This window comes from Pseudomonas sp. R1-6 (genome assembly GCF_051132115.1).
Lineage (GTDB): Bacteria > Pseudomonadota > Gammaproteobacteria > Pseudomonadales > Pseudomonadaceae > Aquipseudomonas.
In genome coordinates this window covers 2,197,971-2,210,451 of sequence record NZ_CP071662.1, presented here as the reverse complement: position 1 = coordinate 2,210,451, position 12,481 = coordinate 2,197,971, and the positions used below count along the sequence as shown (strand labels likewise).

At 61.3% G+C, this 12,481-nt stretch carries 11 protein-coding genes; 8 read left to right on the top strand and 3 right to left on the bottom strand.

Going from position 1 to position 12,481, the window contains the following annotated elements; all coding sequences use genetic code 11:
* Positions 1 to 36 precede the first annotated feature (36 nt).
* Positions 37 to 837 carry a sulfite exporter TauE/SafE family protein gene (locus J3P81_RS10200; protein WP_434563549.1) on the bottom strand — a complete coding sequence of 267 codons (801 nt, stop codon included), beginning with the start codon at positions 835 to 837 and terminating at the stop codon, positions 37 to 39.
* 138 nt (positions 838 to 975) lie between these two features.
* Here J3P81_RS10200 and J3P81_RS10195 point away from each other — a divergent pair, with 138 nt between their 5' ends.
* Complete coding sequence (locus J3P81_RS10195; protein WP_434563547.1) at positions 976 to 1,839, top strand: MBL fold metallo-hydrolase; 864 nt, start codon at positions 976 to 978, stop codon at positions 1,837 to 1,839.
* Between the two features lie 133 nt (positions 1,840 to 1,972).
* The gene (locus J3P81_RS10190) at positions 1,973 to 3,142 is read left to right on the top strand and encodes a DUF3472 domain-containing protein (protein ID WP_434563545.1); all 1,170 of its coding nucleotides are present in this window, start codon (positions 1,973 to 1,975) and stop codon (positions 3,140 to 3,142) included.
* 238 nt (positions 3,143 to 3,380) lie between these two features.
* Here J3P81_RS10190 and bkdR read toward each other — a convergent pair whose 3' ends face one another.
* Entirely contained in the window at positions 3,381 to 3,869 is a 489-nt protein-coding gene (gene bkdR, locus J3P81_RS10185; protein ID WP_434563543.1) for a Bkd operon transcriptional regulator BkdR, read from the bottom strand.
* Between the two features lie 194 nt (positions 3,870 to 4,063).
* Here bkdR and J3P81_RS10180 point away from each other — a divergent pair, with 194 nt between their 5' ends.
* The 5 genes from J3P81_RS10180 to J3P81_RS10160 all read left to right on the top strand — a co-directional run bounded on the left by J3P81_RS10180 (position 4,064) and on the right by J3P81_RS10160 (position 10,317).
* Positions 4,064 to 5,299 carry a 3-methyl-2-oxobutanoate dehydrogenase (2-methylpropanoyl-transferring) subunit alpha gene (locus J3P81_RS10180; RefSeq protein WP_434563541.1) on the top strand — a complete coding sequence of 412 codons (1,236 nt, stop codon included), beginning with the start codon at positions 4,064 to 4,066 and terminating at the stop codon, positions 5,297 to 5,299.
* 1 nt (position 5,300) lies between these two features.
* The gene (locus J3P81_RS10175; RefSeq protein ID WP_305500321.1) at positions 5,301 to 6,359 is read left to right on the top strand and encodes an alpha-ketoacid dehydrogenase subunit beta; all 1,059 of its coding nucleotides are present in this window, start codon (positions 5,301 to 5,303) and stop codon (positions 6,357 to 6,359) included.
* A complete protein-coding gene (locus J3P81_RS10170; protein ID WP_434563539.1) occupies positions 6,360 to 7,631 on the top strand; it encodes a dihydrolipoamide acetyltransferase family protein in 1,272 nt (423 codons plus the stop codon). It abuts the gene before it with no gap.
* Between the two features lie 3 nt (positions 7,632 to 7,634).
* A complete protein-coding gene (lpdA, locus tag J3P81_RS10165) occupies positions 7,635 to 9,017 on the top strand; it encodes a dihydrolipoyl dehydrogenase (protein ID WP_434563537.1) in 1,383 nt (460 codons plus the stop codon).
* A gap of 280 nt (positions 9,018 to 9,297) precedes the next feature.
* Positions 9,298 to 10,317 carry a branched-chain amino acid aminotransferase gene (locus J3P81_RS10160; protein WP_420764472.1) on the top strand — a complete coding sequence of 340 codons (1,020 nt, stop codon included), beginning with the start codon at positions 9,298 to 9,300 and terminating at the stop codon, positions 10,315 to 10,317.
* An 88-nt stretch (positions 10,318 to 10,405) separates the two neighbouring features.
* Here the strand turns inward: J3P81_RS10160 and J3P81_RS10155 are convergent, their stop codons facing one another.
* Entirely contained in the window at positions 10,406 to 11,335 is a 930-nt protein-coding gene (locus tag J3P81_RS10155; protein ID WP_434563535.1) for a DMT family transporter, read from the bottom strand.
* Between the two features lie 109 nt (positions 11,336 to 11,444).
* On the opposite strand from J3P81_RS10155, the gene J3P81_RS10150 reads away from it, so the two are divergent.
* On the top strand, positions 11,445 to 12,239 hold the full coding sequence (locus J3P81_RS10150; RefSeq protein ID WP_420764474.1) for an AraC family transcriptional regulator: 795 nt from the start codon (positions 11,445 to 11,447) through the stop codon (positions 12,237 to 12,239).
* Positions 12,240 to 12,481: the final 242 nt, after the last annotated feature.

Here is a 12,481-nt window from a genome sequence, read left to right as displayed (position 1 = left end):
AAGCTCCCTCGCCACAAAAGCCCCCTGACCAGATCGCTACGCCCGCACCAGCATGAACACCGCCACCCCCAGGCAAACCCCGGCAAACCCCACCTGCAACGCCCGCGCCGGCACCTTCGCGCAGAACCGTCGCCCCAGGATCATCCCGACGATACTCGCCGCAATGAACGCCGCCCCAACCCGGTCGATGCTCACCCCGGCATGAAACGCGCCGACCACGCCAATCAACGAAACCAGGCTGATAACCATCAAGGATGTGGCGACGATGCCGCGCATCTGCACGTCGGTAAGTTGCTTGAATGCCGGCACGATCAAGAAACCGCCGCCCACGCCCAGCAAACCTGAGACCATTCCCGTGACCGCGCCCAATGCCGACAGCGTGGCGGTGCAGCGCGGTGTCCAGGCCAGCCGCCCGGTCTGGCGATCGAGCATGCAATTCTTTTGGCCCCAGCTGGCCGCGCCGTGATCGCTGGGGCCCGGCTGCGAGGTTTCCCGGCGCAGCATGCGCGCCGCCACCAGCACCATCAGCAGGCTGAACAGGACCATCAGGATTTTTTCCGAAAGCTGGTGGGCGAAGTAAATGCCCACTGGCGAGAACACAGCGCCCAGCAAGGCGATTAACAGCGCCGCGCGGTAACGCACCAGGCCATGGCGCAAGCCATCGATGGCGCCCACCGCCGCCGCGCTGCCCACCGCGAACAGTGCCACCGGCGCGGCCTGGGTCATGCTCCAGCCCAGGCCCAACACCAGGGCCGGGACGGCCAGGATACCTCCGCCCGCCCCCGTCAGGCCAAGAACCAGGCCCATCACCACACCGAAAAAACTTGCCAGTAACATAGGGGTCTCTCAAGCCGCGCACGTCTGTTGTCAGGCGTGAGCGCATTTGCAGGACGCGGTGGCCCTCACTTAAGCTGCGGACCATATGTCGTAAATCTTGCGCATTGCAACCGCTTCTTCTTGCACAGGTCCGCTGCCATGCCCGCGCAGATCCAAAGCTTCCTCGATCCCGCTTCAAAGACCTACACCTACGTGGTTTACGAACACGACGGCGGGCAATGCGCGGTGGTCGACCCGGTGCTCGACTACGATCCGGCATCGGGCCGCAGCGGTACCGCACAGGCTGATCGAGTGATCGCTTATGTGCGCGAACATCAATTGACGGTGCAATGGCTGTTGGAAACCCATGCCCATGCTGATCACCTGTCCGCCGCGCCTTATCTGCGCCGGGAACTGGGCGGCAAGATTGCCATCGGCGAATCCATCGGCCAGGTGCAGGACGTGTTCAAGGCCCTGTTCAACCTGGAACCACACTTCGCCGTCGACGGTTCGCAGTTCGACCACCTGTTCGCGGCCGACGAGTCCTTCCTGATCGGCAATCTCAAGGCCACTGCGCTGCACGTGCCCGGTCACACCCCGGCGGACATGGCCTACCTGATCGATGGCGACGTGATCCTGGTGGGCGACACGTTGTTCATGCCGGACGTGGGCACCGCCCGTTGCGACTTCCCGGGCGGCAATGCCCGTCAGCTTTACGCCTCGATCCGCAAGTTGCTGGCCTTTCCCGCCAGTGTGCGGCTGTACGTGTGCCACGACTATCCGCCGGAAGGACGCGAGCCCCAATGCATGAGCACCGTGGGTGAGCAGCGCCAGTACAACATCCACGTACGCGATGGCATCGATGAGGCGTCGTTCGTGACCATGCGTACCCAGCGCGACAAGACACTGGGCATGCCGACGCTGCTGTTGCCGGCGATCCAAGTGAACGTGCGGGCGGGCCACCTGCCGCCGGCGGAGGGCAATGGTGTGACGTACCTGAAGATTCCCCTTAATCAGCTATGAAATGCTGTCCATCAGGCAGCAGAGGGACCGCACAACGGATGCCTTAGACCACTGGTCGGCACTGTTATTTCTGTCAGGTGTCAGCCTCATGATTTGTATCTATTTTCCTGTATGACAAAACAGGAGGCATTTTATGAAACCCTCATCGACACAAATATCTAACAACTTCCTTTGCTCTGGCTCCGAGTGGCGGATGGCAATCATCCTCCGGGTTGCATTCGGTCTTCTATTTTCAATGTCATTGTTCTTTCAAAGCAACGTTCAGGCAGCGGTAGTTGCCGGAGGCATGGCTAAGATAGACCGTAACTTTATGTCGACGACCAATGGTTACAACGACATCGAGTTTTCCATTACCATCACAAAAGAACCCGGATTCAATGGACACACTTATTGGGGCCATCGATTCTTCTTCAAGAACGGTGAGGGCGGTCATATGGGTCTACAGGCCCGCACAGCCAATGAGAGGCTGCTGATTTTCTCGGTCTCGAAAGCCACCGGCTGGAAACATACCACAGCCTCCAATTGCGTTTTTATTTCTCACGAAGGCAATGGCGTTCAATGCTGGATAACCTATCCCTGGAAGGCGGGCGTGAACTATAAATTGCGTGTATCGGCTACCGCGCCTGACCAATGGAGCGCAACCATCACAGATACCTCGAGTGGCGTTTCAACTGCGGTAGCAACTATCGAAGTCCCCGTCCAGTGGAACGGCTTATCCGAACAAGTGACTGATTTCCTGGAGGACTATGCCCAAGGAGCACAGGCCAGGCCATCCTGCCAATCGGTGCCTTCCACCTCTGCTCTTTTCTACCCTCCACGAGCGAATTCAGGCACCGTCGCGCCACTCGGCTCCACACCCACCACCTATGGTCTCTGCCAAGGAATCGCTTATTCATCTTGTAGCAACGATGGGGTCTGCACCGCCTCGGCAAATCATGCCTCGTCGCCGGAACCGGTCGTATCGAAAAAAGTAATGGAAGTCATCGGATCACGCTGCATGTCCTCCGTCTGGACGCTCAATTTCGTTCCGAAAAATGGTGATGGGAATATACCGCGTGCGGAGGGCAACATTAAATATGATGTGTCCGACACCGATTATGCGCCGTTGGTCACGCTACCCACGGAAGCATGCAAAGGCGTCAAGATTGTGCTGAGTAGTCGTACCCAAAAAACAGTAAAACTTTTATTGGGCAATACTAATGCAGGTAAAGATTCGATCATGTTATTGAACGGAGACCAATTCGAGTTTGTCTTCGATCCGGCCATTCAGAAATGGAAAGCATCCAAGCTACCAGTCCGATAGTTACCCTGTGACTCGTCTGATCTCAGAAATGACCTGAAGTAGATTGTAAAGCAATTCACTAAGTGTCTGAGTCAAAGCTGGGCTTATCCGAAAATCCGATGCCAGACCTCTGGTATCGGATTTGTTATGTCTGTTCAACAGGACCTGCTCGACCTCAGCGACCTATCACCTCTGAGCACCTTCACCCATTATGAAAGCAGATTGAGACTTTCAGGCCGCTCGCCGCCGCGAACGCTGCCTAAGTCGCTAACGTCATGCCATTGGCCGGCAACGGCAACGCAGTCTTGTAGCGCACCTGCTTGAGCGCAAAGCTGGAGCGGATGTTCGCCACGCCCGGGACCTTGGTCAAAAAGTCCATCATGAACCGCTCCAGCGACTGAATGGTCGGCACCAACACACGGATCAGGTAATCAGGATCGCCGGCCATCAGGTAGCACTCCATGACCTCCGGCCGGTCGGAGATCGCTTCCTCGAAGTGCTGCAACGCCTCTTCCACTTGCTTTTCCAGGCTCACATGGATGAACACGTTGACATGCAACCCCAGCAAGTCGGCGTCCAGCAGCGTGACCTGCTCGCGGATCACCCCCAGCTCTTCCATGGCTCGGACGCGGTTGAAGCATGGCGTCGGTGACAGATTGACCGAGCGAGCGAGATCGGCGTTGGTGATCCGGGCGTTGTCCTGAAGGCTGTTCAGAATGCCGATATCGGTGCGATCCAATTTGCGCATGAGGCAAAATTTCCTGTTTTTTATCGTTGTGCAGATTTTTTATCTGCAAATGATCTGAACAGCAAGGCAACAGAGAAAAATATTCTTCTTCGTCGAGCCTATGATTGTTGTAGGACAATTTCCCACCTACCCAGGGAAATTCGTCAGCTAGCGCGCCCACTACAAGAAATTCACAAGATCGAGCGTAGAAAGCCATGAACCCAGCGTACGAACCGCTACGCCTGCACGTCCCAGAACCCTCGGGCCGTCCCGGCTGCAAGACCGACTTTTCCTATCTGCATCTGTCCGATGCCGGCACGGTGCGCAAACCTCCCATCGACGTCGAACCCGCCGACACCGCTGACCTGGCCCGCAGCCTGATCCGCGTGCTCGATGACCAGGGCAATGCCTTGGGCGAGTGGGCTGCGGACATCCCCGTCGAGATCCTGCGCAGGGGCATGCGGGCCATGCTCAAGACGCGCATCTACGACAACCGCATGGTCGTCGCCCAGCGCCAGAAAAAAATGTCGTTCTACATGCAAAGCCTTGGCGAAGAAGCCATCGGCAGCGCCCAGGCCTTGGCATTGAACATTGACGACATGTGCTTCCCCACCTACCGCCAGCAAAGCATCCTGATGGCCCGGGAAGTGCCGCTGGTGGACCTGATCTGCCAACTGCTGTCCAACGAGCGCGACCCGCTCAAAGGCCGGCAATTGCCGATCATGTATTCGGTCAAGGACGCCGGCTTCTTCACCATTTCCGGTAACCTCGCCACGCAATTCATCCAGGGCGTGGGCTGGGGCATGGCTTCGGCGATCAAGGGCGATACCAAGATCGCCTCGGCCTGGATCGGTGACGGCGCCACCGCCGAATCGGACTTCCACACCGCCCTGACCTTCGCCCACGTCTACCGCGCCCCGGTGATTCTCAACGTGGTCAACAACCAGTGGGCGATTTCCACCTTCCAGGCCATTGCCGGCGGTGAAGCCACCACCTTCGCCGGGCGCGGCGTCGGCTGCGGCATCGCCTCCCTTCGCGTCGATGGCAACGATTTCATGGCGGTCTACGCCGCTTCGCGCTGGGCCGCTGAACGCGCCCGCCGCAACCTCGGCCCGGCGCTGATCGAATGGGTCACCTACCGCGCCGGCCCGCACTCCACTTCCGACGATCCTTCCAAATACCGCCCCGCCGATGACTGGAGCCATTTCCCCCTGGGCGATCCAATCGCCCGCCTCAAGCAGCACATGGTGAAGATCGGCCAGTGGTCCGAAGAAGAGCACGCGGCCGTCACCGCCGAACTCGAAGCCGAGGTGATCGCCGCGCAGAAAGAAGCCGAGCAGTACGGCACCCTCGCCGGCGGGCAGATTCCAAGCGCCGCGACCATGTTCGAAGACGTCTACAAAGAGATGCCGGAGCACTTGAAGCGCCAGCGTCAGCAGTTGGGGATCTGACATGAACGATCACAACAACAATATTGCGTTGGACACCGCCATGACCACTACCACCATGACCATGATCCAGGCTCTGCGCTCGGCCATGGACGTGATGCTTGAGCGCGACGATAACGTCGTGGTGTTCGGCCAGGACGTGGGCTATTTCGGTGGCGTGTTCCGCTGCACCGAAGGCCTGCAGAACAAGTACGGCACTTCACGGGTGTTTGACGCACCGATTTCCGAAAGCGGCATCGTCGGCGTGGCGGTGGGCATGGGCGCCTACGGGCTGCGGCCGGTGGCCGAGATCCAGTTCGCCGACTACGTCTACCCGGCGTCGGACCAGATCATTTCCGAAGCGGCGCGCCTGCGCTATCGCTCGGCCGGCGAGTTCACCGCGCCGATGACCCTGCGCATGCCCTGCGGCGGCGGAATCTATGGCGGCCAGACCCACAGCCAGAGCATCGAGGCGATGTTCACCCAGGTCTGTGGCCTGCGCACCGTCATGCCGTCCAACCCCTACGACGCCAAGGGTCTGCTGATCGCCTCCATCGAGAACGATGACCCGGTGATCTTCCTCGAACCCAAGCGCCTGTATAACGGCCCGTTCGACGGCCACCATGACCGCCCTGTAACGCCATGGTCCAAGCATCCGCAGGCGCAAGTGCCGGACGGTTACTACACCGTGCCACTGGACGTCGCCGCCATCACCCGTCCGGGCAAGGACGTGACGGTGCTCACCTACGGCACCACGGTCTATGTCTCCCAAGTGGCGGCCGAAGAGACCGGCATCGACGCGGAAGTCATCGACCTGCGTAGCCTCTGGCCGTTGGACTTGGACACCATTGTCAAATCGGTGAAGAAAACCGGCCGTTGCGTGGTCGTCCACGAAGCCACCCGCACCTGCGGTTTCGGCGCAGAGCTGGTCTCGCTGGTGCAGGAACACTGCTTCCACCACCTGGAAGCGCCCATCGAGCGTGTCACCGGTTGGGACACCCCCTACCCGCATGCGCAGGAGTGGGCGTATTTCCCTGGGCCGTCCCGTGTGGGCGCGGCGTTGAAACGGGTCATGGAGGTCTGAATGGGCACGCACGTTATCAAGATGCCGGACATCGGCGAAGGCATCGCGGAAGTTGAGTTGTCGGTGTGGCACGTCAAGGTGGGCGACATGGTCGTCGAGGACCAGGTACTGGCCGACGTCATGACCGACAAAGCGATGGTGGATATCCCCTCGCCAGTGCATGGCCGGGTCATCGCCCTGGGTGGCGAGCCGGGTGAAGTCATGGCGGTGGGCAGCGAGCTGATCCGCATTGAAGTGGAAGGTGCGGGCAACCTGAAGGACTCCGCGCAACCGGCTCCGGTTGCGGCTGCTGCTGCGCAAGCACCGAAGCCAGCGCCAGTGGCAACGCCTGAACCGGTGATGGCAAAAACCGCCGCACCCCGCTGCACCCCGCAAGCCCCAGTGGCACGTGACCCCGACGAGCGTCCACTGGCTTCGCCGGCCGTGCGCAAGCACGCATTGGACCTCGGTATCCAACTGCGTCTGGTCCAGGGCAGCGGCCCTGCCGGGCGTATTTTGCATGAAGACCTGGAAGCCTATCTGGCCCAGGGGCCGTCGACCCAGGCCAAGGGCGGTTCGGGTTACGCCGAACGCCATGACGAGCAGCAGATCCCGGTGATCGGCATGCGCCGCAAGATTGCCCAGCGCATGCAGGAAGCAACTCAACGCGCTGCCCATTTCAGCTACGTCGAGGAAATCGACGTCACCGCGCTGGAAGAGCTGCGGGTTCACCTGAACGAAAAACACGGCGCCAGTCGCGGCAAGCTGACCTTGCTCCCCTTCCTCGTCCGCGCGTTGGTCGTGGCCCTGCGCGACTTCCCGCAGATGAACGCCCGTTATGACGACGAAGCCCAGGTCATCCATCGCTGCGGCGCAGTGCATGTCGGCGTTGCGACCCAGAGCGATGTCGGCCTGATGGTGCCCGTGGTGCGTCACGCCGAAGCCCGCAGCCTGTGGGACAGCGCGGCGGAGATTTCGCGCCTGGCCACGGCCGCCCGCAATGGCAAGGCCAGTCGCGATGAGCTCTCCGGCTCGACCATCACCCTGACCAGCCTCGGCGCACTCGGCGGCATTGTCAGCACACCGGTGCTGAACCTGCCGGAAGTGGCGATCGTCGGCGTGAACAAGATCGTCGAGCGGCCTGTGGTGATCAAGGGCCAGATCGTGGTCCGCAAGATGATGAACCTCTCCAGTTCCTTCGATCACCGGGTGGTCGACGGCATGGACGCGGCGCAATTCATCCAGGCCCTGCGCGGCTTGCTCGAACAACCTGCCACCCTGTTTGTGGAGTAGGCGATGCAGACTTTGAACACTAAGTTGCTGATCATCGGCGGCGGTCCCGGCGGCTACGTGGCGGCGATTCGCGCCGGCCAGCTGGGCATTGAAACGATCCTGGTGGAAGGCCAGGCGTTGGGCGGTACCTGCCTGAACATCGGCTGTATCCCGTCCAAGGCATTGATCCATGTGGCCGAGCAGTTTCACCAGACTCACCACCACAGCCAGGGCTCGGCCTTGGGTATCACCGTGTCGGCGCCAACCCTTGACATCGGCAAGAGCGTGGAATGGAAGGACGGCATTGTCGACCGCCTGACCACTGGTGTCGCCGCGTTGCTGAAGAAGAACAAGGTCCAGGTCATCCACGGCTGGGCCAGGGTCATCGACGGCAAGACCGTCGAGGTCGGCGACACGCGCATCCAGTGCGAGCACCTGCTGCTGGCTACCGGCTCGAAAAGCGTAGAACTGCCCATGCTGCCGATTGGAGGGCCGATCATCTCGTCCACTGAAGCCCTCGCCCCCACCTCGGTGCCCAAGCACCTGGTAGTGGTCGGCGGTGGTTATATCGGCCTGGAGCTGGGCATCGCCTATCGCAAGCTCGGCGCGCAAGTCAGCGTGGTCGAGGCCCAGGAGCGGATCCTGCCGGCCTACGACGGCGAACTGACCCAACCGGTACACGAGGCGCTCAAGCAGTTGGGCGTGAGGCTGTACCTCAAGCACAGCGTCGAAGGTTTCGATGCCCAGGGCAGCACTTTGCAGGTGCGTGATCCCAACGGCGACACGTTAAACCTGGACACTGACCGGGTGCTGGTGGCGGTTGGACGCAAACCCAACACCCAAGGCTGGAACCTTGAAGCCCTGGACCTGGCGATGAACGGCTCGGCGGTGAAGATCGACAACCATTGCCAGACCAGCATGCGCAACGTCTGGGCCATCGGCGACCTGAGCGGCGAACCGATGCTCGCCCACCGGGCCATGGCCCAGGGCGAGATGGTCGCCGAGCTGATCGCCGGCCAGCATCGCGAATTCAACCCGACGGCCATCGCGGCGGTGTGCTTCACCGATCCGGAAGTCGTCGTTGTAGGCAAGACGCCGGACGAGGCCAAGGCTGCCGGGCTCGATTGCATCGTGTCGAGCTTCCCGTTCGCCGCCAACGGCCGGGCGATGACCTTGGAATCGAAAAGCGGTTTCGTGCGCGTCGTGGCGCGCCGGGACAATCACTTGATCGTCGGCTGGCAAGCGGTTGGCGTGGGGGTGTCGGAGCTGTCCACCGCGTTCGGCCAGTCCCTGGAAATGGGCGCGCGCCTGGAAGATATCGCCGGCACTATCCACGCCCATCCGACGCTGGGCGAAGCGGTGCAGGAAGCAGCGTTGCGGGCGTTGGGGCATGCGTTGCATTGTTAACGGCAGTTATACCGTGGCGAGGGAGCTTGCTCCCGCTGGGCCGCGAAGCGGCCCTGAATCTGGCGACGGGTTTATTCAGTCACACCGCGTCTAACGGGTTACGACTGCTTCGCAGCCGAGCGGGAGCAAGCTCCCTCGCCACGGGGGAGTCGGCTGGAAATATCTCCTGCTCCTCATCGAGCAAGCTGCGAAACACCCCCGGAATGAAGTATTGTTGTCCCCATTCAAAAACGTCAGAAGCTTGAACCGTTTCGACGGTTGTCAGGAAATAGAGGGTGTCATGGGTAACGAGAGCATCAATTGGGACAAACTGGGCTTTGACTACATCAAGACCGACAAGCGCTACCTGTCGCATTGGCGCGATGGCGCCTGGGACGCGGGCACCCTGACCGACGACAACGTGCTGCACATCAGCGAGGGCTCCACCGCCCTGCACTACGGTCAGCAATGCTTCGAAGGCTTGAAGGCCTATCGCTGCAAGGACGGTTCGATCAACCTGTTCCGTCCGGACCAGAACGCCGCCCGCATGCAGCGCAGCTGCGCCCGCCTGCTGATGCCGCATGTCGACACCGAGCAGTTCGTAGAAGCCTGCAAGCAAGTGGTCCGCGCCAACGAGCGCTTCATCCCGCCGTACGGCACTGGCGGCGCGCTGTACCTGCGCCCGTTCGTAATCGGCGTGGGTGACAACATCGGCGTGCGCACCGCGCCCGAGTTCATCTTCTCGATCTTCTGCATCCCGGTCGGCGCCTACTTCAAGGGCGGCCTGACCCCGCACAACTTCCTGATCTCCAGCTTCGACCGCGCCGCCCCACAGGGCACCGGCGCGGCCAAGGTCGGCGGCAACTACGCCGCGAGCCTGATGCCCGGTTCCCAGGCCAAGAAGGCCAGCTTCGCCGACTGCATCTATCTGGATCCGCTGACCCATTCGAAAATCGAAGAAGTCGGCTCGGCCAACTTTTTTGGCATTACCCACGACAACAAATTCATCACCCCCAACTCCCCTTCGGTCCTGCCGGGCATCACCCGCCTGTCGCTGATCGAACTGGCGAAATCGCGCCTGGGCCTGGAAGTGATCGAAGGCGACGTGTTCATCGACAAGCTGTCGGATTTCAAGGAAGCCGGCGCCTGTGGTACCGCTGCGGTGATCACGCCGATTGGCGGCATCAGCTACAAGGACAAGCTGCACGTGTTCCACAGCGAAACCGAAGTCGGCCCGATCACTCAAAAGCTCTACAAAGAGCTGACCGGCGTGCAGACCGGCGACGTGGAAGCGCCCGCGGGTTGGATCGTCAAGGTTTGATCCAAGCCCCTCTGGGCAGCTGAATTTTTTCATTAAAAAAGCCCACCCTTGTCCTAGCAAGGGTGGGCTTTTATGCATCTGCGTTCAGCTACTCTTGCCGCAATACCGGCGATCGCCCCCAACGCTGGCGAAACCAACCGTAACCGCTTACCAGCAAGATTCCACTCAATACCAAAGCCGCGCCAACAATAAAGTTCGGCTCCAGCGGCTCATCCAGCAACCAGACGCCAAACCCGATGCCGAACAGGGGCGTCATGAACGACAGCACCCCCAATTGCGACGCCAGATACCGGCGTAGCAGCGAAAACCAGATCAGGAAGCTGGCGAAGGACACCAGCAACACCTGGAACGCCATGCTCGCAATGAGAGATGGCGTGGGGTTGATTGTCGTTTGCCCCAGCGCTGCCGACATGCCGATCAGCAGCACCCCGGCGCCCACCAATTGATAAAGCAGCGTCTGGCTGGCCGGCAAGTCCGTCAGCCGCGAACAGCGTACCGTCACGGTGGTGGCGCCCCACAGCGCGCCGGCCAACAAGCCCATGCCATCGCCGAGCAACGAACTGCCGTTCGCCGCGCCCGAACCGCCACTGAAGGCCACCACAATGCCGCCGAAGGCAACGGCGATGCCCAGCCATTGCGCCGGTTTGAGACGCTCGCTTGGCAACTTCCAGTGCAAACCGAGGGCGGCGAACATCGGTGCGGTGTAGAGGAAAATCACCATGTGCGAAGCCGTCGTATGGCGCAGGCCCTCACCCACCATCACGAACTCCAGCGCGAACAACAACCCCACCAACAGGCCCGGGCGCCAACTGCCGTCGGTCAGGGACAGGCGTTCACCGCGCGCCAGCACCAACAGCCAGACCAGTACCGCGGCGATGGCCGAGCGCACCCCCAGTTGCAACATCGGCGCCATGTCGGCGGCGCCGGCCTTGATCGCGACTTGCTGGAAACCCCAGATGGCACAGAGGCCGGTCATCAGGGCGATGACCTGGCCATCCAGGGCACGGCGGGTGGTCATGGAAAGGTCCTCGGGCAGAAAAGAGATGAAAGGATTGTCGGCCTGACAGCTTTGCTGGATATAGTGATTACCCGACAAGCCATCCCGGTAATCCGCCATTGCGGTCGATATGCAGCCACCAGCCCAACACCTGAAGATTCCTCCGTTCGACGCGGCGCTACCCTCGGCGATTTTCTTCCGCAGCGCCTGCATGCCGGCCCACGCCACGTATCCCCGGCACCGGCATGCCTGGGGAGAGTTCGTCTATTCCTACAGTGGCGTGATGGAAATCGAAATCGCCCAGCACCATTACCTGGCGCCCCCGCAATACGGCATCTGGCTGCCGCCGGACATGGAACACGTGGGCTTCAATCGGCATGAAGCCTGCCATTGCTCGTTGTACCTGGCGGCCGAGCTGTGCGGTGCGCTGCCAGCCGTCCCCTGCGCGCTGACCCTGAGCCCGCTGATCCGCGCGTTGCTGGAAGAACTGCGCAGCGACCCGCCGAGCCAGCCACAGACGCCCGAACAGCAGCGCTTGTTGCAAGTGCTGGTGGACAAGCTGACGCAGGCGCCCCACGTCGGCAGTTACCTCCCCTCTTCGGATGATCCGCTGCTGGGTCCGGTGTTGCGGGCCTTGGAGGCCAATCCCAGCGACCCGCGCTCCTTGCCGCAACTGGCTCGCGCCGCCAACACCACCGAGCGCACACTGATGCGCCGGGCCCAGCGGGACCTGGGCATGTCCTTGGTGGAATGGCGCCAGCGCCTGAAAGTCATCGAGGCCCTGGCCCTGCTCGAACGTGGCCAGAGCGTGGAAACCATTGGCCTGGACCTGGGCTACAGCAGCGCCTCGGCGTTCATCAGCATGTTCCGCAAAATGATGGGCACCACGCCGGATGAATATCGGCGCCGCCATATGACTGCATGAATGAGCGGCCGCCATCGCGAGCAGGCTCGCTCCCACAGGAAGTGTCGGGTGGTCTTGAGTGTTGTGTTCAGCGCAAATCCACTGTGGGAGCGAGCCTGCTCGCGATGGCGGTGGGTCAGCTTGCACAAGGATTGAATGCGCCGCCGTCATCGCGGGCGAGCCCGCTCCCACAGGAAATCTCGGGTGGTCTTGAGTGTTGTGCTCAGCGCAAATCCACTGTGGGAGCGAGCCTGCTCGCGATG

Bases quoted from the DNA above. Each gene is read 5' to 3' on its own strand.
- J3P81_RS10200 (WP_434563549.1), bottom strand. From the start codon at position 837: ATGTTACTGGCAAGTTTTTTCGGTGTGGTGATGGGCCTGGTTCTTGGC.
- J3P81_RS10195 (WP_434563547.1), top strand. From the start codon at position 976: ATGCCCGCGCAGATCCAAAGCTTCCTCGATCCCGCTTCAAAGACCTAC.
- J3P81_RS10190 (WP_434563545.1), top strand. From the start codon at position 1,973: ATGAAACCCTCATCGACACAAATATCTAACAACTTCCTTTGCTCTGGC.
- bkdR (WP_434563543.1), bottom strand. From the start codon at position 3,869: ATGCGCAAATTGGATCGCACCGATATCGGCATTCTGAACAGCCTTCAG.
- J3P81_RS10180 (WP_434563541.1), top strand. From the start codon at position 4,064: ATGAACCCAGCGTACGAACCGCTACGCCTGCACGTCCCAGAACCCTCG.
- J3P81_RS10175 (WP_305500321.1), top strand. From the start codon at position 5,301: ATGAACGATCACAACAACAATATTGCGTTGGACACCGCCATGACCACT.
- J3P81_RS10170 (WP_434563539.1), top strand. From the start codon at position 6,360: ATGGGCACGCACGTTATCAAGATGCCGGACATCGGCGAAGGCATCGCG.
- lpdA (WP_434563537.1), top strand. From the start codon at position 7,635: ATGCAGACTTTGAACACTAAGTTGCTGATCATCGGCGGCGGTCCCGGC.
- J3P81_RS10160 (WP_420764472.1), top strand. From the start codon at position 9,298: ATGGGTAACGAGAGCATCAATTGGGACAAACTGGGCTTTGACTACATC.
- J3P81_RS10155 (WP_434563535.1), bottom strand. From the start codon at position 11,335: ATGACCACCCGCCGTGCCCTGGATGGCCAGGTCATCGCCCTGATGACC.
- J3P81_RS10150 (WP_420764474.1), top strand. From the start codon at position 11,445: ATGCAGCCACCAGCCCAACACCTGAAGATTCCTCCGTTCGACGCGGCG.